Genomic DNA, 24,822 nt, shown 5'->3' on the forward strand with positions numbered 1-24,822 from the left:
GCCGCTTTCTGCGGCGCTTTTCTCTTCTATTCCCCGAATTCTTCCTTCGCCCGGTCAAGGGCAGAGCGGATCACCTTGTCCATGTCGTAATATTTGTACTCTGCCAGACGGCCGCCGAAGATCACGTTCTCCTCCTTTTCGGCAAGCGTTCTGTACCTTTCATAGAGGGCCTGGTTTTTCTCATCGTTGACCGGATAGTAGGGTTCCATTCCCGGTTTCCAGTCTGCCGGATATTCCCTGGTAATCACTGTCTTTTCCTGTGTCCCGAATTCAAAGTGCTTATGTTCAATGATCCTGGTAAACGGAGTTTCCCGATCTGTGTAGTTCACCACCGCCACGCCCTGAAAATTGTCTGTGTCCAGTGTCTCTGTCTCAAATTTCAGGCTTCTGTATTCCAGGTTTCCGTACCGGAAGCCGAAATAGCCGTCAATGGTCCCCGTGTATACCACACGTTCTGCCGCACCCCTGTACTCGTCTCTGCACTGCAGGTAGTCCACCCCTGTGCGGATCTCGCAGCCCTCAAACAGCTTTTCAATCAGGGCATTGTAGCCCTCCACCGGGATCCCCTGGAAGGTATCGTTGAAATAATTGTTGTCGTAGGTATAGCGCACCGGCAGGCGGCGGATGATAAAGCCCGGAAGCTCTCTGCAGTCCCGGCCCCACTGTTTTTCCGTATAGCCCTTAACCAGCTTTTCATAAATATCCGTTCCCACCAGGCTGATGGCCTGCTCCTCCAGATTTTTCGGCTCTCCCGCGATCACAGCCCTCTGTTTCTCTATGATTGCCCTGGCCTGGGCCGGAGTGGAGATATTCCACATTTTGCTGAAGGTGTTCATATTAAAAGGCATGTTGTACATCTCACCCTTGTAGTTTGCCACCGGGCTGTTGGTATAGCGGTTGAATTCTGTAAACTGGTTGACAAACTCCCATACCTCCCGGTCTGAGGTGTGGAAAATATGGGCGCCGTATTTGTGAACCCGGATTCCCTCCATCTCTTCACAGTAAATATTTCCGCCGATATGATTCCTCTTTTCAAGCACCAGGCAGCTCTTGTTGTGCCGTCTTGCCATACAGGCGAACACTGCGCTGAAAAGTCCGCTTCCTACCAGCAGATAATCGTATTTCTTCCCTGTCATTGTCTGTGACTCCTTTTCTCAGTTCTGCCCGTATCTTTTGCCCCCATCCTCCGGGGCTTTGGCAGGGCCAGCCAACATCCATTCTATTACACGATTTCTTTATTTTACTATAGTTGAGGGGGAAAGTAAAGGCGGCAGTGATTCCTGTTTCACGGCCTTTTGGTTTCTCATCTCCAAAAATACAGGTTCCAGGCAGAAAAAGACCAGGCCGCCCCAAAAAGGGCGGCCTGGTCTTTTTCTGCCTGTTAAACATCTATCATCTTTATAAGCAGTCCTGTTCATCAATAGAACAGCCTGTTCACCGCGCTGAAAATGCCGCGGATGGAGGATCGTGTAATGTTGGAGCTGATGCCGACGCCGTAGGTGGTCTCCCCTGTCTTTACATTCAGCAGGTGGATGTAGGAAGCTGCCTGTGCGCCGGAACCGGAGCGCAGTGCGTGCTCCGAGTAGTCGAGAACGCGGATCTCGATGCCCAGCGCGTCCTCCAGTCCTCTCTGGATCGCGTCGATAGGACCGTTTCCGACTCCCTCAAACTGCTTCTCCTGGCCGTGATCGGTATAGATCACATTTGCCACTGTAGCAAACTCGCCCTCGTCCAGCTCCCTGTCTGTGATCTGGCATCTTCTGAAATGGATCGGCTCCTTGCGGTCTATATAGTTTTTCTTGAACTCGTCGAAGATCTGCTCCGGGGCGACCTCTCCCTGCCTCTCCGCAATCTCCTGGATAATGTCCGCGAACTCCTTGTGCATTCCCTTAGGCAGCTTGAAGCCATAGAAGGTATCCATCACGAAGGCTACGCCGCCCTTGCCGGACTGACTGTTGATGCGGACAACCGGCTCGTACTCGCGGCCGATGTCGCTGGGATCGATGGGAAGGTAGGGAACCTCCCAGATACCGTCCGTCCGTTTGGAGAGCGCCTGCATTCCCTTGCTGATCGCATCCTGGTGAGAGCCGGAAAATGCTGTAAATACCAGCTTTCCCGCGTATGGATGGCGTGGATCCACGGGCATCTTCGTGCAGTGCTCGCAGACTTCCACGATCTCCTTGATATTCTCAATCTCCAGTTCGGGATTAATTCCCTGGGAGAACATATTGTAGGCGATATTTAAAATATCCACATTTCCGGTGCGCTCGCCGTTTCCGAGAAGGGTTCCCTCCACCCGCTCGGCGCCGGCAAGCAGTGCAAGCTCCGTGGCTGCAATTCCCGTTCCCCTGTCGTTGTGTGGGTGAACGCTCAGGATAATGGTGTCGCGGTTCTTGAAATGCCTGTTCATCCACTCGATCTGATCCGCATACACGTTCGGTGTGGTCATCTCCACAGTAGCCGGGAGATTAATAATCATCTTGTGCTCCGGTGTGGGCTTCCACTCCTCCTGGACAGCTGTGCAGATGTCCAGGGCAAAATCAAGCTCCGTTCCCGTAAAGCTCTCCGGCGAGTACTCCAGGATAACCTCCCCGTCGTGATCAGCCATATACTTCTTTACCAGCTTTGTCCCCTCGACGGCGATCTCCTTGATCTCCTCCCTGTCCTTGTGGAATACCACCTCTCTCTGAAGAGTGGAGGTAGAATTATAAATGTGGACAATGGCCTTCTTTACGCCACGGATGGACTCAAAGGTTCTCCGGATCAGATGCTCTCTGCACTGAGTAAGCACCTGAATGGTCACATCGTCCGGGATCAGCTTTCTCTCCACAAGCTGCCTTAAAAAGTCATACTCAATCTGGGATGCGGCCGGGAAGCCGATCTCAATCTCCTTAAATCCGAGACGAAGGAGGAGGTTAAACATCTCTATCTTCTCCTCCACCACCATGGGCTCCACCAGCGCCTGGTTTCCGTCCCTCAGATCCACGCTGCACCAGACAGGCGCTTTCTCAATCTCCTTATTCGGCCACTGGCGCTCCGGGTAATCAACAACAGGAACTCTCTTATATTTTTTATAGTTCAGCATCTTCTTTTCCTCCAATTCTCAAGCTTTTTTCTGACGGTCCCTCTGCCTAACTCAAGCCCTGGAGTCGGTAAATCACGCCGTATTTCTTGACTATGAAAATCGTTACTCTCTCAGGTCTAACCCCATATACATCATTTCCTTTCACTGTCCGGCCTCTTTTGGCGGCGCGGTGTGCGCCGAAGCACACATCTCATTTTTCGTTCAGTTAAGTATAGATTATATCATGCTTCTCCACCGGGCTGCAAGGCTTAAGACCTATCTTTGGAATACCAATTTCACATAGCTTTCATAATCTGAAGTTATGAAAACCCCAGAAAGTATGCCTGTGGGTGTTTTAACTGCAGAGAAGCCGCAGGTTCACAGGCCCCTGCGGCTTCTCCTCTCTTAAATGCTTCATTTGTGCTTCATTTTTTTGCCTGGTCCATGTCCGGATATTGCTCACCCGTTTTCCCTACTTGCAGCTCTCAGAAAGCTCCTGGTGCTTCTCGAGAAGCTCGATCGTCAGAGGCTCCGGGAAAGTCTTTGGATATTTGGAGCTGTTCTCAGAGCTGGTTGTCTCTCCTTCATAGACGGCGTTCGGATAGTATTTCTGAAGCTCTGAGCGTCCCTTTGTGATAATGCACTCTGCCATCTCCTGGGCTAAGGGATTTGTCCCCTCTCCCTTGTCCACCACAGCCACTGACTCTGTCAGGGAGAAATTGCCCTCTGTGGGATCCACATAGTCGATGGGAAGGCCTTCTGCCTTATCTGCCACAGCCTGCTGGCGAAGCCCAAAGCCGACTGCCACCTCTCCTGCCCTGACCTTTTTAAGGGGAGCAGAGCCGGAAGTCTCGATGTGCGGGCCTGCATTCTCGTAAATTCCTGTGAGAACCTCCTTAGCGCCATCCTCGCCATAAGCATCCACCAGACCCTGGATCAGCAGCCAGGCAGTGGAGGAGCTCTTGATGTCTGTCACAGAAATCAGATCCTTGTACTCCGGCTTTGTCAGATCCTTCAGGCTCTCCGGCATATCCAGATTCTTTTCTGCCATCAGCTCTGTATTTACAATAATCGTTCCCTCCTGAGAGGTGATCGGAGCACAGTAATCTCTCTTCTCATCTGCATTTAACAGCTCATAGTCAAAGTTCAGCTTCTGGAACATATTCTGCTGCTCCTGAGCGCTGTCAAGATAGAAGGTGCTGAGTGTGAGCAGATCCGCTTCAATATCTGTCCCCTCTGCCATAACCTTGCCGCCAAGCTCGGAGGTTCCGAAGGTCTGGAACAGATATTTTCCCTCATATCCATTGGCGTCCAGCGTCTTTTTCATGGCCTCCACGGCCTCATCGTCAGCGTTGGAGTAGATGACAACCTCCTCTTCCTTGCCGGAACCGGAACAGCCTGTAAGAGCTGTACAGGCGAGGGCTGCTGCTGCAAACATCAGTGCGAGTGTTTTCTTTTTCATGCTTCGTTTCTCCTCTTGTTATTAAATTTCGATTGTCTTTCAATCGAGCTGTTGATTTATAAATTTTTAAATTAAAAATTATTTAAGTTATTATAATAGTTTCGTTATTTTTCATTATTCCCTTTTTTCTTGTTCTGCTTCAGGCCCGGGCCTGCTGTCTGCCAATTTTTCCGCTGCGCATCAGAACTGCCAGAATCCCTTTTACCGCCAGGTTGGTTGCCAGAATCAGCAGTGACAGCACAAATACCTCGTTGAACTTGGTATAATACTGAAGTTCCTTCATCTTGGTCGTGATAACCATAGTGCGGGCTCCTGCAATGAAAATTACGGCGCTGACTGTCACCATGGCGTTTACAAAGTAATAGCCGAACACCTCAAGAAGGGTGGAAACCATGTTGGGTGTGATAATTCTTACAATCGTTTTGATCCAGCTGTCCCCCATCAGGGCTGCTGTGGCCTCCCAGGAGCTGTTGAGCTTTGAGAGGGAATTTTTCATCATCAGGTAGGGGGTGGAGAAAAAATGCACCACATTGCAGATGATGATTAAGAGGAAGGTATTCTGGAGAGGCGTTCCTGAGAAGATGAACATGAACGCAATACCGATGACCATTCCCGGAATCGTGTTTGTCACCAGAGCAATGCTGTCAATCACTGCCTTGAGCCTTCCCTTAAGCCCGCTTCTGGCTGTGGCCAGGGCTGCCCCGTAGGTGATAAGCAGTCCTGCAGCGGCTGTGCAGACTGCCACAAACAGAGAGTTCTGATAGACGCCGAACAGACTGCTGTCAGTCAGTGTATCTATGACATGCTCCATGGTAAAGCTTGTCTGATAAGGCCACTCTCTCACCAGAGGAACCACAAAGATCACGGCGAACACCGAGATCAGCATCAGCAGAATCATTGCAGAGCCCGCCATGAAAATTCCGTCCCTGACTCTGTTTTTCCTCAAATCTACTGCTGAAATCTTTGTGTAGCGGATGTTGTAGCGCTCCAGATAGTGGAGCAGCGCAATGCTGATGACAGACGGTATCAGCATCATCATGGCTACCACAGCGCCCCTGTTAAAATTGGGCACGCTTCCCAGCATTTCATTGTAGAGAACTGTTGCCACCACATCGTACTCACCGCCCACAGATGCCGGAATTCCGTAATCCGTAAAGCAGAGGAAAAAGCACTGTACCATGGAAGCTGCCAGGGTTCCCAAAAGCGGTCTCACCACGGTCTGAAGGAAATTTTTAAAGGGGCTGTCCCCCATGATCCTGGACACGACAGAGAATTTTTTGTCAATGTACCCCATGGTATTGAGAATGAGCAGGAAGGACACCGGAAGCGTATAAATCACGTATCCGAACAGAAGTCCTCCAAAGCCGTAAATCTCAAAAAACTGCCTTCCAAACAGCTTTGTCAGAAGTCCCTGCTTTCCGAAGGAATAGATGATAGCAAAGCCGTAGGTCAGCGTCGGGAGCAGCATGGGCAGAACGGCCGCCAGCCGGATCAGGCTCTTAAATTTTCCCGGCACTCTTGTATACTGAATTGTGTATGCAAGGAAGAAGGCCAGGGCTGTGGCGATCAGGGCGCTGGACACAGAAACCTTGACGCTGTTTGCCAGAGCCGCGGCAAAGCCTCTCTCCGTCAGCACCTGCGCGTAATTTCTGACGCTTACGCCGGCGTCCGCCATAAAGGATTCCATCAAAAGGCGGATGACGGGAACTGCGAGAAATACTGCAAAAATTGCCACCACTGCCGCGTAAATTCCTTTTATCTCGTATTCTTTTCTTCCTGTCATGACGCTACACCGCCTGTTCCCTGAGCTTTACGTCCGCTGAAAGGCTTACCGCCTCGCGGTTCTGTATATCAACCGTCTTGTTAAAGAGGCGGAAGATATTTTTCCTCTTGATCTCCAGCTGATTTAAAATAAATTCCTCTACGAAGCGGTTGCCCGGATGGAACACAATCTCCTCCGGCGTTCCATACTGCGAAATCTCTCCCTGATTAACAATCAGCACCTTGTCTGACAGGGTGAGGGCCTCCTCCGGGTCATGGGTGACAATAATCGTCGTTAAATGGTAATCCCTGGCGATCTGGCGGATTTTCTCTTTGATGGACTCCTTGATCACTCCGTCCAAGGCGCTGAGGGGCTCGTCGAGAAGCAGGATCTTCGGTTTCATGACCATGGTCCTGGCAAGAGCCACCCTCTGCTTCTGGCCGCCGGAAAGCTGCTCAATCTTCTTTGTGAGATGCTCTCTCAGGCCTAAGAGGTCAATCAGCTCCTCCACTTCCTGCCTGGTGGAGATTCCGGGTTTGTTTTTCAGGCCGTATGTAATATTTTTATATACATTTAAGTTTGGAAACAGGGCGTAATCCTGGAATACAATGTTGAATCCCCTTTTTTCCATGGGCACCCCTGTCATCTCCTGTCCGTTGAATAAAATCTGTCCCTCATCCGGATCCGTAAGCCCCAGAATCAGGTTTAAAAGAGTTGTCTTGCCGCAGCCGGACGGCCCCAGAATAGAAACGATCTCCCCATCCTTGATTTCCAGGTTGATGTCATGAAGGATCGTGACTCCGTCATACGATTTTTTTATGTTTTTCAGTATTAGCATTGTGATTCCCCTTTTCCTCTTGATTGCGGTTGCCGTTGTTTATTTTTGTTCACGCCCCATGCGGCTGCGGAATCCCGCTTCCGTCCTGGCATCTTTCGTAAACTGTTCCAAACGTTTCTTTATTATAGCTTCGCGCCGGGGCAGCTTCTATCAAAGTTACGAAAAGTTTTGTAAAATATAAACAAAGAAAAGGGGGAATCTGTAAAGTTTTTAAGAACATGGAAAAAAGCAGAAAAGCTGCCGGGAAAGCTCTCCTTAAGCTTTCCCGGCAGCTCTGACGTCCGGCATCTGATTTTTATGCCGGCTGGCATATTTATTCTTCTGAAAGTTTATACTGGTCAATAATCTCTCTCATATGGTCTGCATCGTCCACCAGAATGACCTCGCCGTCTATCATCAGGCAGGGGATACCGACTCTGTGCGACGTTTCCCTGGCCTCCCGATGGGCCTCTGAGGTATCTCTCACCTTTAAAAAGGTCTTGAGCTTCCCCACGCTCTCGCAGACATCCACATAGAGATACTTGATATTGTTTTCGGAAAGAACCTCTTTCACCGGCGGGCAGCCGCTTCAGGAGGAGGTTCCGAATAAGATTACTTTTTTCATCTGCTTTCTCCTGTCTTTGATTTTCCTGAGGGCAAAACCCCTCTTTTACTCCACATGGAGCGCCGAAGCCGTAAGCTTCCCGTCCTGCAGATCAATCTGAATCACGTCCCCGGCCCTCACGCCGTCAGCGAGGATCAGCCTTGCCGCAAGAGTCTCCACATGCTTCTGCAGATACCTCTTAAGAGGCCTTGCGCCGTACACCGGATCGTAGCCGTTCTCCACGATAAACTGCCTTGCGCTGTCTGTCAGGGAGATGGAAAGCTCCCGGTCTGCAAGCCTCTTGTTCACATCCTCCACCAGAAGCTCGATGATGCCTCCGATGTTGTCCTTTGTCAGAGGCTTAAACATGATAATCTCATCCAGCCTGTTTAAGAACTCCGGCCTGAAGTGGGCCCGCAGATCGTTCATGGCCATATTGTCGGCGGCCTCTGTGATATTTCCGTTCTCGTCAATTCCCTCTAACAGGTACTGAGAGCCGATATTGGATGTCATAATGAGGATCGTGTTCTTAAAGTCAACGGTCTTTCCCGTAGAATCCGTAATCCTGCCGTCATCCAGCACCTGTAAAAGTACATTGAATACATCCGGGTGGGCCTTCTCCACCTCGTCAAACAGCACTACCGAGTAGGGTTTCCTTCTGACTGCCTCTGTCAGCTGGCCGCCCTCGTCGTAGCCCACATATCCTGGCGGCGCTCCGATGAGCCTTGATACAGAGTGCTTCTCCATGTATTCACTCATATCGATACGCACCATATTGTTCTCATCGTCGAACAGGCTCTCCGCAAGAGCCTTTGCAAGCTCCGTCTTTCCGACTCCGGTAGGTCCCAAGAACAGGAAGGAGCCGATGGGCTTTGTGGGATCCTTGATTCCTGCCTTGGAGCGGATGATGGCCTCTGTCACCTTGGTGACAGCCTCGTCCTGACCGATTACCCTCTTGTGAAGGATGTCGTCCATATGAAGGGTCTTGCTCCTCTCGCTCTCTGTCAGCTTTGCCACAGGGATTCCCGTCCACTTGGAGATAATTCTCGCAATCTCCTCCTCTGTCACACTCTCATGGACGAGGCTCAGATCCGCATTCTTGACCTTTTCCTCCTCCTCGGCAAGCTGCTTTTTAAGCTCCGGCAGCTTTCCGTACTGAAGCTCCGCCGCCCTGTTTAAATCATATTTCTGCTGGGCAGCCTGGATCTCACTGTTCAGATGCTCAATCTCCTCCCTCAGCTTGGAGAGCCGGTCTACGGAAGCCTTTTCGTTCTCCCACTGAGCCTTCTGAGCTGCGAACTCGTCCCGAAGCTCTGCCAGCTCCTTCTGCAGATCCTCCAGGCGATCCTGGCTTAGCCGGTCTGTCTCCTTTTTCAGAGCCGCCTCCTCGATCTCCAGCTGCATGATACGCCTGGATTTTTCGTCCAGCTCTGTGGGCAGGGAGTCAAGCTCTGTCTTGATCATGGCGCAGGCCTCGTCAACCAGGTCAATAGCTTTATCCGGCAGGAACCGATCCGAGATATAACGGTCGGACAGCACAGCCGCAGATACCAGAGCCGAGTCTGTAATCTTAACCCCGTGGTAAACCTCGTAGCGATCCTTCAGCCCTCTCAGAATGGAGATCGTATCCTCCACGGTCGGCTCGTCCACATGAACCGGCTGGAACCGTCTCTCAAGAGCCGGATCCTTTTCGATGTACTTCCTGTACTCGTCGAGGGTGGTGGCTCCGATACAGTGGAGCTCTCCTCTTGCAAGCATAGGCTTTAACATATTTCCCGCATCCATGGAGCCCTCTGTCTTTCCGGCTCCCACGATGGTATGAAGCTCGTCGATGAACAGGATAATCTGTCCCTCGCTCTTTTTGACCTCCTCGAGGACAGCTTTCAGCCTCTCCTCAAACTCTCCTCTGTACTTGGCTCCGGCCACAAGGGCGCCCATATCCAGGGCAAACAGCTTCTTGTCCTTCAGTCCCTCCGGCACATCGCCGCGGACGATCCTCTGGGCCAGTCCTTCCACCACGGCCGTCTTTCCGACGCCGGGCTCACCGATCAGCACCGGATTGTTCTTCGTCTTTCTCGACAGGATGCGGATTACATTCCGGATCTCGCTGTCCCGGCCGATCACCGGGTCTAACTTCTGATCCCTTGCCCGCTCCACCAGATCATACCCGTATTTGTTCAGCGTATCGTAGGTGGCCTCCGGGTTGTCGCTTACCACCCTCTGGTTGCCCCTGACGGTGGAAAGTGCCTGGAGGAAGCCCTCTCTGGTAATATTGTAAAGCCTGAAGAGTTCCTTCACAGCTCTGTTTGGCTGCTTCAGCATGGAGAGGAACAGGTGCTCCACGGAAACGTACTCATCTCCCATGGCCTTGGCCTCATCCTCTGCATTTACCAGCACCTTGTTGGCATCCTGGCTGAAATACACCTGTCCGCCGGACACCTTCGGCAGCTTCTCAATGGCAAGCTGCACCTCGTTTAAAAACTGGTTCTCCTGGATCCCCATCTTGGTGATCAGCTTTAAAATCAGGCTGTCGTCAATGGTGAGCAGGCTGTAGAGAAGGTGCTCCTGATCAATCTGCTGGTTCCCATATTCATAGGCCAGCTTCTCTGTTCTCTGAACCGCTTCCAGCGATTTCTGCGTAAATCTATTAATGTTCATAAATCGTTGTCCTCCTTCCGAACAATGATTAAGTGAAGTCTTTTTTGTTCTAGTCGTAATATAACACGTATTATTAGCACTGTCAAGAGGTGAGTGCTAATTTTTTTATTTTTTGTTCTCCGCTAATCTTTCATGTTCTGGAATCACATAATCATTGGGAATTTTAAAAACAGGGGCCTTTTCAGGGCCCTGTCAGACACCCGTATTCTTACGCTGGCTTTATGCTCACTGTTAAACCCTTACACCGGGCTTTTTATCATCTCCCTCAGCTCCTGCATTCTCAGATCCGTGCGGGCTATGGTATCCGCGCACTCTTTCAGTCCCTCAGAGATTTTCTGACCTTCCTCAAGCCCCTTCTTGTAGCGGATCTGATGCTCCAGACTTGCCCAGAAATCCATGGCAACCGTCCGGATCTGGATTTCCACCCTCATATTTTCTTTTCCCTTTGAGAGGAAAATGGGTATTTCAACAATCAGATGAAGGCTTCTGTAGCCATTGTCCTTCGGCTTCTCTATATAGTCCTTTTTCTCGATAAGAAGTACGTCCTCCTGGCTCAGCAGCATATCCGCCACATCGTAAATGTCGCTGATAAAGGGACAGATAACCCTGATTCCTGCCACGTCGTTCAGATTCTTCTGAAATGGATTCCACCGCTACAGGCAGTCCTCTGGCCTTCAGCTTTTTGGCAATGCTGTAAGGCCTTTTTATCCGGGACTGAATGCCCTCGATGGGGTTTCTCTCCGCGAAAGACGACAGTTCGTCGTTTAATACCTCCAGCTTGGTCGTCACCTCCCTGACGGCCGCCCTGTATTTAATCATAAGACTTTCAAACTGATCCAGCAGTTCCAGCTTTTCCACGGATGTAGCCTCTTTGTCGTCTCCGCCGAAGAAATCCTTCAGGGCTTCTGCCCTGTCTGCCAGCTTTGCCTCATATGATATTTCCATATTTTTCTGTACCATCCTTTTTTGTTGCGTCAGTTCTTCTTAAAGAATTCATAACTGGCGGAGCTTATTCTCCCTCAATCTGCCTGAGAGCCTTCTTAAACTCAAAGCTGAACAGCACAGCCGTAAAGGTTACTGCCAGAAAATCTGCCACCGGCTCGGCCATGTAAACGGCGCGGCTCTGATCTGCCTGGAAAATCATCGGCATAATGTAGATCAGGGGAATCAGGAGTATAAACTTTCTCATGACAGCCACAATAATGGAATCCTTGGCCTTTCCCAGAGAGGTGAAGGTCATCTGGCAGGCTACCTGAATTCCAAACAGGAACAGACAGGTCATATAAATCCGAAGCGCTGTGCCTGTAAATTCCAGAAGCTCTGCGTCCGTTGTGAACATAGCCGCAAAGGCCCTCGGAAACAGCATTACGAGAATCCACAGCGCGGTGGAATAGACGAGACTGCTCTTTAAAAGGAGCTTAAAGGCATCCTTCACCCGTTTTCCATTGCCGGCTCCGTAGTTATAGCTGATAATAGGCTGTGCGCCCTGACCCAGCCCCTGAAGCGGCAGCATGGCAAACTGCATAACGCTCGTAAGAATGGTCATAGCTCCAACTGCAATATCTCCGCCGTATTTTAAGAGGGAGGAGTTAAAGCAGATGGAGATAATGCTCTCGCTGGACTGCATAATAAAACTGGACAGTCCCAGAGCCAGGCTGGGAAGGATGATTTTCTTCTCCAGGCGCATATACTTCCTTCTGATTTTGAGATGGGTCTTCTTTCCCATCAGGAAGGCCAGCACCCATATGCAGGACAGAGCCTGGGAGAGAACCGTCGCCAGAGCCGCACCCCGCACTCCCATTCCAAACGTAAAAATAAAGATCGGATCCAGGATAATATTGGTAACCGCGCCTATCAGCACTGAGAGCATACCCGTCCTTGCAAAGCCCTGGGCCGTGATAAAGGAGTTCATTCCCAGGGTCATCTGGACGAAAATCGTTCCAAGCGCATAGATGTTCATGTAGCTGACGCCATACTCCACCGTATTTTCACTGGCTCCGAATGCCAGCAGGAAATCCCGGTTCCAGAGAAGCAGCGCTGCCGTCAGAACTACGGAAATAATAATCTGTGTGCAGAAGCAGTTCCCAAGGGTCTTCTCTGCTGACACCTTGTCTCCCTTTCCCATAAAAATGGAAGTCCTGGGAGCTCCTCCAAATCCTACAAAGGCCGCAAAGGCCGACACGATCATAATCAGAGGCATGCACACGCCCACACCCGTAAGCGCCATGGCCCCCTCTCCCGGAATATGGCCGATGTAAATCCTGTCTACAATATTATAGAGCATATTAATAATCTGTGCAGCCACAGTGGGCAGCGCCAGCTTTAAAAGAAGCCTGCCAATAGGCTCTTTCCCAAGAAAATCTCTGTCGTCCTTCATTGCTGTTCCCTCCTCTTCTCCGCTTTGCTGATATTGCTGCCAATCTGCTCGTTGACTCTGTGGAAGGTTTCAATATCCTCCTCTGACAGTCCCCTGAAAATCTCTCTGTGAAATGCTTCCCTGATCTCGTCCAGCTCCCTGACGATATCCCCTGCCTTTTCTGTCAGAGACAGGTGGATTCGTCTTCTGTCCTTCCTGTCCTGGGTTCTGGAGATAAATCCTCTCTGGGCCAGGGATTCCACTGCCTGAGAGACATTGCTCTTCTGGAGCATCCTCAGCTCCACAATATCAGCCGCCGTATCCTTCCCCGGATTATTATTCAGAAAGCTGATTACCGTTGCCTCCATCAGATTCATCTGATACTTTCCGCAAATCTCCTTAAGCATACTCTCATGGAGCCTGATAATCCTCCTGATATTTATCAGAAATTCCGTGCTGTGACTCAATTCTGCGCCTCCCGTCTGTATAGTTATTAAAAATAACCGTTTCAACAGGAACTATTATACTGCTGATTTCCAATCTGTCAAGCACGGAATATCACCATCTGCAGATTCAGGCGGCACAGCCAAGTCTTACCGCAGCCTCTCTGTCAGGACAGCTCTACCTTTTTCGCGGCAATCTTTTCCGCAAAAGCCTCATCATGCTCCACCAGCACCATGGCAGCTTTGCTCTCAGAGAGCAGCTGTTCCAGCTGCATCCTCGTAAACACATCGATGAAATTCAAAGGTTCATCCCACACATAGAGATGGGCACTGGTACAAAGGCCCGCAGCCAGAAGCACCTTCTTTTTCTGCCCCTCGCTGTAGGTTTCCATAGGCTTTGAAAACAGCTCCCTGGAAAATCCCAGCTTTCGAAGGACCGCCAGAAACAGCGTTCTGTCAAGCCCCCTCTGCTCCTGAAAATCTGACAGAAGGCCCCAAAGGCCGGAGGCATCCTGGGGGACATAAGAGATCACAAGACCAGGCGCCGTTCTGACAGTTCCGGCCAGCAGACAGGGCTGAGCCGGCTGCTGCCTCTGCTTCGCCCCCTTCATCGGTTCCCCGTCATCTGCCGCGGGCTTCTCCCCGCCGGCTTCACCCCTTCTGACATCGTACCCGCAGGCCTGAAGAATCGCTTTTAAGACGGTTGACTTCCCGCTGCCGTTTTTTCCCGTCAGGATGACCCGCTCTCCCTGCCGGACAGAGAAATTCAGCTCTCTAAAGATAGCTTCTTTCGTACTCTGCGGATCATATCCCAGCTTCACGTGTTCAAAGGAGACAAGCTCCTCCCGGAAGTGGGAAAGGGGCATCAGCTTTAAGATCTCTGCCTCCTCCCTGTCCTCCAAAAGCCCCTCCTTCTCCTGAATGGCCTTCTCTCTTCTCTGCTCCATACTTTTTCTTCTCTGCTGCATTTTTCTGGATTTTTCTCCCAGATAGCTTCTGCTTCCGATAAATTTTCCATTTACGTAAGATCCGGTTCCGATTTTCAGATTTTCTGAATGATCGGCCCAGGAAGATGCCCTGGCCGCCGACTCTTTCAGTCTTCCGATCTCCTTTTTCAGCTTTTCATTTTTCTGCAGCTCGAAGGCCTCTCTTTTCTCCCTGTTTTCCCACCAGGAAGAAAAGTTTCCCTGAACCACCTCAATATTTTTCCGGTTCAGCGCCAGCACATGATCAATACAGCCGTCCAGAAAACGTCTGTCGTGGGACACCAGAATAAAGCCCTTTTTCCGGCTCAGATACTGGCTCACCTGCTTTCTCCCCTCCGAATCCAGATGGTTTGTGGGCTCGTCAATCAGCAGAAAGCGGTTTTCGCTGCTGAACAGGAGCGCCAGAAGCACCTTCGTCTGCTCTCCCTTGCTGAGAGTCCGAAAGGGCCTGAAAAGCACCTCCTCCTTCACGGAAAGAAGGTTCATCTCCCGGCACAGCTTCCAGAACTCATAGTCCGGCTTCACCTCCTCCACCACGTCTATGGTATTTTTTTCCATGTCCTTGACCGGATACGGAAAGTATTCAAAGGCTTCCGGGGACGCTATCGTTCCCCGATACTCATACTGGCCCATCAGAAGCTTCAGAAAGGTAGTCTTTCCCCTTCCGTTCCTTCCTATGAATCCCAGCTTCCAGTCTGTGTCTATGGTAAAGGATACATTCGCAAAAATATCCTCCCCGCTTCCGTCGTAATAAAATGTAAGGTTCTTTACCTGAATCTGTGACATATCCATTCCCTCCTTCTGTCTCCCGTGCAGGAGGCCGGTCCCGCTGCCGGACAGCTGTCAGCACAGTCTGGCCGGATTTTCCTTTCTGCCGCAGTGCGATCCCCGCGGAGCGTTTTCATATAACAGGGAACGAGGTTTCCTGTTACATGAAAAAATGGGATGCAGGAAAATCCTGCATCCCATTCACCAGTGATATAGAGGTCTGTGTCCGCCGTCAGGGTATATTCTCAGGCTGCCCGGCTTTGCATCTGCACGCTCAGGCCCTCAGCTTTCCCCCATCTCTCCGGCTCTAGCCCCGTCTGCAATCTCAAAACAGACACCGGAGGCGGCGGTTTCCAAGTTTATCTCAATGAAAAGAATCACGTATTCCTGCATCACACGAACAGCGGGCTGTCTGCCCTGCTCTCCATGCACCTCATTCAGTTGAATTATCTGCAGAAATACAGCTTCATCCTTTCATCTCCAATCTGTCCTTCATGAACGGTGCAGAGTCTTCTGTCTGCATCCGTACCGGATCACTATATCAGCATTGGAGGAAATTGTCAATAGGGGTTTTCTGCCGTTCACCCTATCCCGGCAGACAGAGCCTATGACAGGATCTCTGCCCCAAAGGGCATCAGAGCCAGCTTTGCAATTTTAAAATGCTGGAGTCCGAAGGGTATGCCGATGATTGTGACACAGCAGAGAATCCCCATCACAGCCGACCCTGCCGCCATGGGGAGCCCCGTTGCAATAAGCCAGATGATGTTCAGCAGAAGGGAACCGGCCCCGCCGCCGTACTGCACTTCCTTTCCGAAGGGGAAAAAGCTGAGAGACGCAAACTTGAAGCACTGAAGTCCTACCGGAATCCCTATGATGGTAATGCACCAGAGGCAGCCGGACAAAACCCAGCCAAGGCCGCTGATAAGCCCGCCCATAAGGAACCAGAGGATGTTGCCTAAAAGACTCATTATCTGATGACAGCCCCTTTCTATATAAATAGTTATAAATAGCTCATCCTTTTGCTCTCCATCTATTATAACGAGTCTGTCAGGCAAAACACTTCAAAATTTAAAACCTTATGTCCTTAAATTTCTCGATATGCTGCTTGATGGCTGTCTCCACCGGCATCCTCTCTGCGCTGGATGCTCCGTAGAAGCCGTGCACTCCCTTCGTATGCTGCAGTACGTAAGCTGCATCCTCCGGGCTGGAAATAGGACCTCCATGGCAGAGTACGATCACATCGCTTCTCTCTGCCACAGCGGCATCGTGGATTTCCTGAACCACCTTTACTGCCGCATCCAGCTCCATGATGGTCTCTGCTCCGATAGAGCCTCCCACGGTGCAGCCGCAGTGGGCCACAACCACATCCGCCCCTGCCTTTGTCATTTTCACAGCCTCTTCCGGGTTAAACGCATACGGGGAGGAGAACAGGTCCATCTCATGGGCGATATGTACCATCTCTACTTCCAGGTTATAGCTCATTCCCGTCTCTTCAAAGGTCTGCCTCATCCTTCCCTCAAACAGACCGACGGTGGGGAAATTCTGAACGCCTGAATAGCCGATCTCCTTTACCTTCTTCAAAAACAGGTTCATATCCTTAAAAGGATCTGTTCCGTTTACTCCCGCCAGAACCGGCGTATGCTTCACCACCGGCAGGATCTCTCCGGCCATGTCCATAACTATCTGGTTGGCATCTCCATAGGCCAGCAGACCGGCGCTGGAGCCTCTGCCCGCCATCCTGTATCTTCCTGAGTTGTAGACAATAATCAGATCCGTTCCGCCGGCCTCCTCAAATTTAGCGCTGATGCCTGTGCCTGCTCCCGTTCCGATAATCGGGCGTCCCTCCTCAATATTTTTTCTAAGCCTTCTTAAAATTTCTTTTCTCTCTACAGCCATTTTCTGCTTCCTTTCCCACTGGCTCAGCCAGTGTCTGTTTTTTCTATTCCATGATGCTTTTCAGCACCTCTACGCACCGTTTGGAAAATTCCGGATCATTGATATTGGCATCCACCCGATAAACGGGTATTTCTTTTTTTAGATTTCTCTCAATGGCCTGAAACAGGACTTCGTCTGTCTCCCAGTCACAGAATACCTCTCCCCTGCCGTCCAGGATGGACAGCCCCTTAAGGGGGAACAGGAAGGCTGTCGGGGCCTTCGAGGCATTCGCCTTCTGAGCCAGAATCTCCCCCAGCTTTTCATTCTCCTGCCTGTTTGTCCTCATCAGAGTCACCATGGGATTCCACTCATAGAACAGCCTTCCTGCCTTCCTGTATTTTTCCGGCACTGTCTGGCTGCTTCCGAAATTGACCATGTCAAGGCATCCCGGCACAATCACATGGGGGATCCCGGCTGCTGCCGGGCCGTCAAGGCGCTCCGGGCCTGCTGACAAAATCCCTCCGCAGAGCTCATCTGCCCATTCTGTGGTAGTAATATCCAGGCAGGCGTTGCAGTAGCCCTCCCGGATCAGCTCCTCCATGGTCCTTCCTCCGCCTCCGGTGGCGTGAAACACAAGGGGCGAATAATCCTTTTCCAGCAGCTTCACACACTGCTCCACACAGGGCGTTGAATTTCCGAACATGGACAGAAACACCACCGGCTTTTCTTCTCTTTCTTCCTGGGGATCCATCTGGGCCATCCCGCAGACAGCCCCCGCCGCTCTTGAAATAATCTGTCTTGAGAACCGGTTAATGCCGCACAGATCCACGATGGAAGGGTACAGCACAATATCCTTTGTCCCCACATATTCCCTGGTATCCCCGGACGCCAGAGTGGTAACGCATACCTTGGGAAATCCGATCGGAAGGGCCTGCATGGCTGAGGCGGCAATGGAAGTTCCGCCGCCTCCTCCCATACTGATCACACCGTTAATCTTGTTTTCTCTGTACAGCTGCCGGCAGATGCTTTTTGCTCCCTGGCACATAATTCTCATGGCATAGCCTCTGTCCTGCTTTTCCCTTAAATGGCAGATCCGCTCTCCGGCCGCCCCGGCCACCTCGTCGGATGTGACTGAAATCTCAAACTGGACCTCCGGCTCAAAAATCCCTGTATCCATCGTCAAGATTTTGACCTCTCTCCTCAAAAGCTCCCGGTAAAGATATTCAAATTCTTTTCCCTTTGAGTCAAAGGTTCCCATCATCAAAATACATTTCATCTGCAACGCCTTTCTGCCGCCTGTCAGAATCTTTTAGTAATTTCCTTCGTGGCTGGCTCTGTACTCTTCCAGATTCTCTGCTGTTACAAGCAGCGGCTCAACGTAGATTTCCTTTTCCTCCAGAGTCTCACCTGCAACCAGCTTCTGCATTGCCTCAAGGGCAGCATCACACTGTGCCTGGGCATTCATGTCAAAGGAACCGCTCTGCTCGCCTGCCGCGATTGCATCCAGCGTATTCTCCTCGCAGTCGTTTGAATAGATCGGGATCGTGCCTAACACACCGTTGTCTCTCATTACCTGGCGCACGCCGGTTGCCATTCCGTCATTCATACATACGATACCGTCAATCTCCTCGCCGGATGAGAACCAGGTTTCTGTCAGTGCCATTGCCTCCTCTGCATTCCAGTTGCCGGCGCCGTCGAACACTACATTGATCTCCGGGAACTCTTCAAGAGCCTTATCGTAGCCCTCGCGGATTGCCACAGTGGCTCCATGGCCCTCTGAACCATTGACAATCGCAAGATTAAATGCCTCTCCCAGTTCCTCCACCTCAAGTCGGATTGCCTCATAGCCTGTCTCTGCAAGGCTGCAGGCCACTACACAGTCCACATTTGAGTTATCCTTGACTCCCTCGTGCAGCGTGATGACAAACATACCTGCTTCCTTTGCCTCCTTGAAGCCCTGTGTCACGCCCTCTCCTGTACAGTCGCACACAATTCCCACATACTGTCCGCTTGCGATTCCCTGCTCGATCTGGGACAGCTGTGTGGCCTCGTCTGAATCTGCAGTCAGATGATCCACCTCAAATCCGTAGTCCTTGGCCGTGTCCACAAACACCTCTCCCATATAGGACATAAAGGAATTGTTGTTGTGAGTCTGAAGAAACAGCAGCTTTCCGAGATTTTCGCTTTCTGCCTGCTGGGCCGCCGTCTCCTCTGTGCCTGCGGCCGCTCCTGTGGTCTCTGTTTTTTCTGCTGCCGCTTCAGTGGCTCCTGAGGAGGAATCAGACGGACTGCATCCCGCCATTCCAAGTACAAGACCTCCCGCTAAAAGAATCGACATCATCCTCTTCATTTTTTTCATAATCTCTGCCTTCCTTTCTTCTTTTATATTTTTATATTTGTTTTTGCATTTTTGGTATTTTCCGATTTGCAGAATTTATCTCTGCGCTCTCTTATTTCTTCTTTCGGTTTACGTGAACATCAATATAGACTGCCGTAAAAATAATGGCTGCCTGCAAAATCTGCTGGAAGTATGTATTAATTCCCAGTATATCCATTCCGTTGCTGATAACTCCCACAATCAGGACGCCTATCATGGTCCCGTACATGGTTCCCACTCCCCCTGAGAGGGAGACTCCGCCTATGACGGCTGCCGATATTACCGTCATCTCATATCCGTCTGCCGAGTTGGCATTTCCGGATGAGATTCTGGACGCCATCAAAAAACCGCAGATGCCGGCGCAGAGCCCGCTGAGCACATAGACCGAAAACTCAATCAGCTTTGTATTGATACCTGAATACCTGGCTGCCTCCTTATTTCCTCCCAGTGCATAAACCTTCCTCCCATATGTGGTAAAATGGAGAAGAATGACTCCGATGATCATGGCTGCTATAAAGTAAAACACCATGTAGGGAATCCCGTAATTCACAACCTTTCCGCTCTCATCGAAGGTTCTCCCCAGAAAGCCGTTTGAAATGTTGACAAACTCCTGATTCAGGTTGAAAATTGCCTTTGCATTGGTGTATACATAGGCTGCGCCTCTCGCTGCAAGCATCATGCACATGGTCATGATAAACGGCGGGATCCGGCAAAATGCGATTCCAAAACCATTGACTGCACCGCATAAAATACCGATTGCAACGGATATCAGAATCGGGACGCTCCACGAAGGCGCAAAAAAACTCATAGAAAAGAATGAGGTGGAGATGGATATCTATCCGGACGACAATTTAAGCGGTGCAAAAAACGGAGTCAATGTGCCTATTCACATCGAAGGGCGCACCATCGGTGTGATAGGCGTGACCGGAAATCCCCAGGAACTGCAGGATATTGCCATGGTGATCGGGGAGATGGCCAACATTATGTTTATGAACACCCAGCAGAGTATGAAGGACGCAAGCCTCGCCCGGCGCAGAAGACTTTTCTGCGAGGAGCTTCTTCTGAACTCCAGGCTGGTCATCAATTCAGAAACCCTGAAAAGAGCCGAAGAGCTCTCCCTTCCGATTCAGCGTGTGCAGTCCATAGGGGTATTTCATATACCGGAATTTATCTCAGAAACAGAGCGCCTCGCCATTGATGATAAATTGACCTCCCTGCTGAGGACCTTCCTGGGAGATTCCGTCTACATCCACCATCACCATATCGGGCAAAATCTCGCCGTGTTCTTTCACTTCAGGGCCAAAGGCTCCGCTGTAGCCCATATTAACGCCATAATCAGAGAGCTTTCCATGCAGAAACAGATCCACATATTCTGCGGTTTAAGCTGCTGTGTAAAAGATCCCTCTCAGATCCACACTGCCTACCTGTATGCAGAAAAAGCCATGGAGATCGCTTCCCATGCCGGGATCAGCCAGTGTCTGATCTATGAAAACCTGGCCCTGGAAATTATCATCAGCCAGCTTTCTCCCGACAGTATTCACGCATTTTTAGATAACGTGTGGAAAGATGCAGAGCCAGGTCAGAGGAATCAGGCCGCAGATTTCCTGGCCGTCTACTTTGACTCCAACGGCTCGCTGGACCAGATCGCCCAGAAACTATACATACACAAAAATACGGTACAGTATAAAATCAAAAAAATCATCGATCTGACCGGCTACGATCCACGGCTTCCAAAAGATGCGGCTGTTTTGTTTTTAGCGTACAAGCTTTTAAACTTATAGCCGGAAACCCTGAAGCTGATTTTCCAGTCCCAGGGAGAGACGGCGCGGCAGAAAGAGAGCCGTCTGCAGGATAATCCGCGCTGACGGCTTGACATGGAGCCGGCTCAAAGTGGTACACTTAATTTATCATTCATTTACAAAAATCGTATGAGAGGAGACGGTTATTACTATGACAATCGCAGAAGTGAGCAAAAAATACGATATAAGCGCAGACACACTCCGGTACTATGAAAGAATCGGGCTGATCCCTCCCGTTCCCAGAAACAAGAGCGGGATCCGCGATTACGGCGAGGATTCCTGCCGATGGATTGAGCTGATGAAATGTATGAGAAAGGCCGGTGTGCAGATCGAGGCGTTAATCGAGTATGTAGCCCTGTTTCAGCAGGGAGATGGCACCGCAGAGGCCAGGAAGGCAATCCTGGTGGAGCAGCGTGAACGGCTGATGGAGCGAATGGCCGACATGCAGGCGTCCCTTGAACGCCTGAACCAGAAAATCGAGCGGTATGAGCAGGTTATCATTCCGGCTGAGAAAGAGCTGAAACGCTTTTAAGAACAGGGAGGAAGCCGTTTACTGCTTCCTCCCTCTGCTCTCCTGCAGTAAGCCTATTCCAGGGCATTTTCCACCGAAAAGTCATCCGGCAGCGCTGTCACATAAGGCTGTCCTTCTGTTTCCCGGTCAAATTCCTCCTTCGCCTTTTCCAGAATCTTTGGATTTTCCATCAGCTTCAGTCCCGCTATGGCCAGGATCTTTGCAGCAAACAGCATTCCCTTCATTCCGATGGAGCTTCCCGCACAGGCGGCTGCCTGCCAGGTGTGGCCGTTTGTTCCCATAGCGTAGCAGCATACCTTGAAAAAGATCGCAGGCACGATGTGGCTCACATCCCCCACGTCTGTGCAGCCGTTTGTATCAAACTCCCGCATGGGCAGTATGCCTCTTAAAAGCTGCATATCCGTGCCGGTCATCCCTGCCTCCTTCAGCTTATTCTGGTAGGGAAGGGGCGTGGTTTCGTTTAACCGGCCTGCAAACGCGATCTCCTCCTCTGTCCATGGCTCCTGAGGCGCCTCCTCCATGGCTTCATAGGCTACCTCAGCCAGCACGCGGTTGTTTAACAGCGGACAGCATCCGCCTCTTCGCTCGTACTTTACCTCTGTCTCGGTTTCCAGCGCCGTGGCCTTCAGGATTTTTTCCAGCCTGCCGCAGACAAGCTCCATATCTTCCAGATTTTGGGCTTTGATGGAAAAATTAATTTTCGCATAGGCCGGTATCTGCCCAGGCAGGAATCCGCCGTCGGCCACGGCCCCATGGATGCTGCTTCCCGGGGGCAGCTGCTCGTGGATCATACTGGCGGCCAGCTTTGCCATCTCTGCCGCCAGTAGAGCACTCCTTCCGTTGTGGGGGGAGCTTCCCGAATGGGAACTCCTTCCGAAAAATTCTGCCCTCATTGAATGAACCCCTGCTTTTCCCCCTGTGAAAACATAGCTGAACCAGGACGGATGGTAGGCCATGGCCGCGTCGCACTCCCTGAATGCTCCGTTTTTTGCCATAAAGCCCTTTCCTGTCCCCACCTCCTCTGCAGGGCATCCATAAAAGATAACGGTTCCGGGCAGCTTCTTTTCTTCCATCTCCTTCTTCATGGCAACTGCCGCTGCCAGGTGGCCTGTTCCCAGCAGATTGTGGCCGCAGGCATGACCGTATTTCTGCCCCTCCACCGGTTCCTTCTCCGGCTTTGCCTTCTGGCTGAGCCCTGCCAGCGCATCGTATTCTCCCAGAAGCCCGATGACCGGGTGTCCGCTTCCCCATGATGCGCGGACAGCCGTCGGTATCCCGTATGCACCCAGAGTCACATCAAAGCCGAAGGATTTCAGAGTTTCGGCCGTCCACCTGGAGGCCTGATATTCCTGATAGGCGACCTCCGGATTCTCCCATATCTTTTTTGCAAGACCGATGAACACATCCCGGTTTCTGTCTATCTCCTCCACAGCAGTTTTTCCGGTCTGTCCTTCCTTCATGGTTCCGCCATAGTTTCCATATCCGGTTGTCGCCGTTTTCTCTCTGCTCTTGCCCATTTCCATTCTGTATTTCCTCCTCTTCCCTGTCCAAAGCGAATAAGCACAAAGTCCGTTTACAGGAAGGGGACGGGCAGCTGCCCATCCCCAGACTTTCATCAAGATTCCTTTTTCATCTTCGCAGATTTTGCTACTCCTGCTCCATCCACACATTTACCTCGCTGTTGCAGAGGTTCCAGTAGGTTTTCTGGCACAGCCCATGCACCTTATCTGTGGTTCCCCAGAGCAGGTTGTTGTTGGAATAGTAGAGGGCAGGCGTCAGCTCCATGGTCTTTTTCACAATTTCCTTGTAAATTTCCTTTCTCGCTGTCTGATCGGTCACCTCCAGGGACTGGCGGATCAGCTCGTCCATCTCCGGATCGTTTAAGCGGCAGCCGGCCGGAAGAGTGCCGATGTAATCAGAACCGAGGCATTTGCCGGTGAAGTTGTGAGGATCTACTGTGGAATCGATTCCTACCGCATAGATCTCATGATTGCCTGATGTGACAGTCTGGCTGTACACTGCCCATTCCGACATATTGATCTTGAGGTCTACATTTAAGTTCTGCTTCCAGTACTGCTGAAGGATGGTGGCAAGGCTTGTGTTGGTGGAAGAGTTTGACAATGTAATGGTAATCTCAAACCCATCCGGGTAACCGGCCTCTGTGAGAAGCTGTTTCGCATGTTCCGGATCGTATTTCTGCTTATACTCATCCATGGACGGGTCATAGCCCCAGGATGCCGGAGGCATCGGCTGTCCGGCATAGACGGCCTCCTCATACTGGTAGAGGCCGGCGCACAGATCCTCCAGATCCACAGCTTCCGCAAGGGCCTGTCTCACCTTCGGATCCGCTGTAATTCCCTTTTCCGTGTTGAATCCCACGAAGTTGATGCTGGTATTCGGGGCAACTAAAAGCCTTAAGTTGGGGTCCTCATTTACCAGCTTAACTGCCTCTCCTGAAATTTTGCAGGAAAAATCAATCTCCCCTGTCTTTAACCCGTTCACATGCTGGTTGATATCGGTAATCACCTTAAACACAGCACCGTCCAGGTATGGTTCCGGCCCCCAGTAATCCTCATTTCTGACAATCGTGGCCTCCTGATCCAGCTTAAACTCCTGCAGCTTGAAGGGGCCTGTTCCAATCAGGTGCTCTCCAAACTGATCTCCCCAGCCCTCTACCTCTTCCTTGGGCACAATCACATTGGTAGGTCCGGTCAGCACGTCGAGGAATACGGCGTTTGGCTCTGTCAGAACGCACTTGGCGGTGTGCTCGTCGATAACCTCCACATGGTCCAGCATAACAAGGGTTACATTCTTCGCCTCCTTGGCTCTCTCCAGAGAATACTTCACATCCTCGGCAGTCATCAGCCTTCCGTCCTGAAATTCACCCTTGTGGAAGTGTACGTCATCTCTCAGATGGAATGTATATTCCAGTCCATCGTCGCTGATCTCCCAGCTTTCCGCCAGAGACGGCAGGTATTCTGTCTGATCGTTATTATAGATAATAAGGGTGTCGCACACCTGGGAAATAATCCTCGACTCGTAGACGCTGGTTCTGTTCTTGGGATCCAGGTTCTTCGGGGAGCCTTCCAGACCTATTTTCAGCATTCCGCCCTTCTGGGGTACCAGATCCTCCTCTGCCACCGTTTCCTTTTCCACCAATGCAAGGCTGGTTTCTTCTGTTTCCTCTGCCTCCTGGTTTCCTCCGCTTCCCCCGCAGGCTGTCAGCGAAAAGGCTGCCGCTGCCAGAAGCATCATCTTTGCTATCCTCTTTTTCATACATCTTCTCCTTCCTTTTTTTTAAAATCTTCTTAAGAGTCTG

The 24,822-nt window shown here is 51.0% G+C and carries 20 protein-coding genes; 2 read left to right on the forward strand and 18 right to left on the reverse strand.

What is annotated here, in order from left to right:
* Positions 1 to 26 precede the first annotated feature (26 nt).
* From glf to LK436_RS17435, 16 genes are all read right to left on the reverse strand, one after another.
* Positions 27 to 1,136 (reverse strand): UDP-galactopyranose mutase, encoded by a 1,110-nt coding sequence (gene glf / locus LK436_RS17360; protein ID WP_044931818.1) that lies wholly within the window; start codon positions 1,134 to 1,136, stop codon positions 27 to 29.
* 281 nt (positions 1,137 to 1,417) lie between these two features.
* Complete coding sequence (leuA, locus tag LK436_RS17365) at positions 1,418 to 3,085, reverse strand: 2-isopropylmalate synthase (RefSeq protein WP_044931816.1); 1,668 nt, start codon at positions 3,083 to 3,085, stop codon at positions 1,418 to 1,420.
* Positions 3,086 to 3,536: 451 nt separating this feature from the next.
* Complete coding sequence (locus LK436_RS17370; protein ID WP_008399260.1) at positions 3,537 to 4,526, reverse strand: extracellular solute-binding protein; 990 nt, start codon at positions 4,524 to 4,526, stop codon at positions 3,537 to 3,539.
* A gap of 139 nt (positions 4,527 to 4,665) precedes the next feature.
* Positions 4,666 to 6,309, reverse strand: coding sequence for an ABC transporter permease subunit (locus LK436_RS17375; protein WP_008399259.1), 1,644 nt, complete (start codon positions 6,307 to 6,309; stop codon positions 4,666 to 4,668).
* Positions 6,310 to 6,313: 4 nt separating this feature from the next.
* Positions 6,314 to 7,126, reverse strand: coding sequence for an ABC transporter ATP-binding protein (locus LK436_RS17380; RefSeq protein ID WP_008399257.1), 813 nt, complete (start codon positions 7,124 to 7,126; stop codon positions 6,314 to 6,316).
* A 313-nt stretch (positions 7,127 to 7,439) separates the two neighbouring features.
* A complete protein-coding gene (locus tag LK436_RS17385) occupies positions 7,440 to 7,679 on the reverse strand; it encodes a hypothetical protein (protein ID WP_008399254.1) in 240 nt (79 codons plus the stop codon).
* 96 nt (positions 7,680 to 7,775) lie between these two features.
* A complete protein-coding gene (gene clpB, locus LK436_RS17390; protein WP_008399253.1) occupies positions 7,776 to 10,367 on the reverse strand; it encodes an ATP-dependent chaperone ClpB in 2,592 nt (863 codons plus the stop codon).
* A gap of 239 nt (positions 10,368 to 10,606) precedes the next feature.
* A complete protein-coding gene (locus LK436_RS18610) occupies positions 10,607 to 10,987 on the reverse strand; it encodes a hypothetical protein (RefSeq protein ID WP_049932426.1) in 381 nt (126 codons plus the stop codon).
* A 389-nt stretch (positions 10,988 to 11,376) separates the two neighbouring features.
* Positions 11,377 to 12,744, reverse strand: a complete 1,368-nt coding sequence (locus LK436_RS17400; protein WP_008399249.1) for an MATE family efflux transporter — start codon at positions 12,742 to 12,744, stop codon at positions 11,377 to 11,379.
* The gene (locus LK436_RS17405; RefSeq protein ID WP_021965567.1) at positions 12,741 to 13,190 is read right to left on the reverse strand and encodes a MarR family winged helix-turn-helix transcriptional regulator; all 450 of its coding nucleotides are present in this window, start codon (positions 13,188 to 13,190) and stop codon (positions 12,741 to 12,743) included. Before LK436_RS17405 ends, LK436_RS17400 begins: the two co-directional genes overlap by 4 nt.
* A 143-nt stretch (positions 13,191 to 13,333) precedes the next feature.
* The gene (locus LK436_RS17410; RefSeq protein ID WP_044931810.1) at positions 13,334 to 14,938 is read right to left on the reverse strand and encodes an ATP-binding cassette domain-containing protein; all 1,605 of its coding nucleotides are present in this window, start codon (positions 14,936 to 14,938) and stop codon (positions 13,334 to 13,336) included.
* A 587-nt stretch (positions 14,939 to 15,525) separates the two neighbouring features.
* Positions 15,526 to 15,888: a YccF domain-containing protein gene (locus tag LK436_RS17415; RefSeq protein WP_044931807.1), complete on the reverse strand. Its 363-nt coding sequence runs from the start codon at positions 15,886 to 15,888 to the stop codon at positions 15,526 to 15,528.
* Between the two features lie 100 nt (positions 15,889 to 15,988).
* Positions 15,989 to 16,816, reverse strand: a complete 828-nt coding sequence (locus tag LK436_RS17420; RefSeq protein WP_008399242.1) for a phosphoenolpyruvate hydrolase family protein — start codon at positions 16,814 to 16,816, stop codon at positions 15,989 to 15,991.
* A gap of 43 nt (positions 16,817 to 16,859) precedes the next feature.
* Positions 16,860 to 18,071, reverse strand: coding sequence for a Tm-1-like ATP-binding domain-containing protein (locus tag LK436_RS17425; RefSeq protein ID WP_008399240.1), 1,212 nt, complete (start codon positions 18,069 to 18,071; stop codon positions 16,860 to 16,862).
* A gap of 33 nt (positions 18,072 to 18,104) precedes the next feature.
* Entirely contained in the window at positions 18,105 to 19,154 is a 1,050-nt protein-coding gene (locus tag LK436_RS17430; protein WP_008399238.1) for a sugar ABC transporter substrate-binding protein, read from the reverse strand.
* 91 nt (positions 19,155 to 19,245) lie between these two features.
* Positions 19,246 to 19,980 carry an ABC transporter permease gene (locus LK436_RS17435; RefSeq protein ID WP_021965572.1) on the reverse strand — a complete coding sequence of 245 codons (735 nt, stop codon included), beginning with the start codon at positions 19,978 to 19,980 and terminating at the stop codon, positions 19,246 to 19,248.
* Positions 19,981 to 19,999: 19 nt separating this feature from the next.
* Here LK436_RS17435 and LK436_RS17440 point away from each other — a divergent pair, with 19 nt between their 5' ends.
* Both LK436_RS17440 and LK436_RS17445 read left to right on the forward strand, forming a co-directional pair.
* Positions 20,000 to 20,953 (forward strand): PucR family transcriptional regulator, encoded by a 954-nt coding sequence (locus LK436_RS17440; RefSeq protein ID WP_044931803.1) that lies wholly within the window; start codon positions 20,000 to 20,002, stop codon positions 20,951 to 20,953.
* A gap of 169 nt (positions 20,954 to 21,122) precedes the next feature.
* On the forward strand, positions 21,123 to 21,503 hold the full coding sequence (locus tag LK436_RS17445; protein ID WP_008399232.1) for a MerR family transcriptional regulator: 381 nt from the start codon (positions 21,123 to 21,125) through the stop codon (positions 21,501 to 21,503).
* 53 nt (positions 21,504 to 21,556) lie between these two features.
* On the opposite strand, the gene LK436_RS17450 is transcribed toward LK436_RS17445, so the two are convergent.
* Positions 21,557 to 23,026 (reverse strand): amidohydrolase, encoded by a 1,470-nt coding sequence (locus LK436_RS17450; protein WP_015573411.1) that lies wholly within the window; start codon positions 23,024 to 23,026, stop codon positions 21,557 to 21,559.
* Positions 23,027 to 23,150: 124 nt separating this feature from the next.
* Positions 23,151 to 24,779 (reverse strand): ABC transporter substrate-binding protein, encoded by a 1,629-nt coding sequence (locus LK436_RS17455; RefSeq protein WP_008399230.1) that lies wholly within the window; start codon positions 24,777 to 24,779, stop codon positions 23,151 to 23,153.
* Between the last annotated feature and the right edge of the window lie 43 nt (positions 24,780 to 24,822).

Origin of the sequence: Clostridium sp. M62/1 (assembly GCF_020736365.1) — a bacterium.
Lineage (GTDB): Bacteria > Bacillota > Clostridia > Lachnospirales > Lachnospiraceae > Otoolea > Otoolea saccharolyticum_A.

What these genes read in the sequence shown, in the direction of transcription:
- glf (WP_044931818.1), bottom strand. Translation starts at nt 1,136, where the DNA reads ATGACAGGGAAGAAATACGATTATCTGCTGGTAGGAAGCGGACTTTTC.
- leuA (WP_044931816.1), bottom strand. Translation starts at nt 3,085, where the DNA reads ATGCTGAACTATAAAAAATATAAGAGAGTTCCTGTTGTTGATTACCCG.
- LK436_RS17370 (WP_008399260.1), bottom strand. Translation starts at nt 4,526, where the DNA reads ATGAAAAAGAAAACACTCGCACTGATGTTTGCAGCAGCAGCCCTCGCC.
- LK436_RS17375 (WP_008399259.1), bottom strand. Translation starts at nt 6,309, where the DNA reads ATGACAGGAAGAAAAGAATACGAGATAAAAGGAATTTACGCGGCAGTG.
- LK436_RS17380 (WP_008399257.1), bottom strand. Translation starts at nt 7,126, where the DNA reads ATGCTAATACTGAAAAACATAAAAAAATCGTATGACGGAGTCACGATC.
- clpB (WP_008399253.1), bottom strand. Translation starts at nt 10,367, where the DNA reads ATGAACATTAATAGATTTACGCAGAAATCGCTGGAAGCGGTTCAGAGA.
- LK436_RS17400 (WP_008399249.1), bottom strand. Translation starts at nt 12,744, where the DNA reads ATGAAGGACGACAGAGATTTTCTTGGGAAAGAGCCTATTGGCAGGCTT.
- LK436_RS17410 (WP_044931810.1), bottom strand. Translation starts at nt 14,938, where the DNA reads ATGTCACAGATTCAGGTAAAGAACCTTACATTTTATTACGACGGAAGC.
- LK436_RS17415 (WP_044931807.1), bottom strand. Translation starts at nt 15,888, where the DNA reads ATGAGTCTTTTAGGCAACATCCTCTGGTTCCTTATGGGCGGGCTTATC.
- LK436_RS17420 (WP_008399242.1), bottom strand. Translation starts at nt 16,816, where the DNA reads ATGGCTGTAGAGAGAAAAGAAATTTTAAGAAGGCTTAGAAAAAATATT.
- LK436_RS17425 (WP_008399240.1), bottom strand. Translation starts at nt 18,071, where the DNA reads ATGAAATGTATTTTGATGATGGGAACCTTTGACTCAAAGGGAAAAGAA.
- LK436_RS17430 (WP_008399238.1), bottom strand. Translation starts at nt 19,154, where the DNA reads ATGAAAAAAATGAAGAGGATGATGTCGATTCTTTTAGCGGGAGGTCTT.
- LK436_RS17435 (WP_021965572.1), bottom strand. Translation starts at nt 19,980, where the DNA reads ATGAGTTTTTTTGCGCCTTCGTGGAGCGTCCCGATTCTGATATCCGTT.
- LK436_RS17440 (WP_044931803.1), top strand. Translation starts at nt 20,000, where the DNA reads ATGGATATCTATCCGGACGACAATTTAAGCGGTGCAAAAAACGGAGTC.
- LK436_RS17445 (WP_008399232.1), top strand. Translation starts at nt 21,123, where the DNA reads ATGACAATCGCAGAAGTGAGCAAAAAATACGATATAAGCGCAGACACA.
- LK436_RS17450 (WP_015573411.1), bottom strand. Translation starts at nt 23,026, where the DNA reads ATGGAAATGGGCAAGAGCAGAGAGAAAACGGCGACAACCGGATATGGA.
- LK436_RS17455 (WP_008399230.1), bottom strand. Translation starts at nt 24,779, where the DNA reads ATGAAAAAGAGGATAGCAAAGATGATGCTTCTGGCAGCGGCAGCCTTT.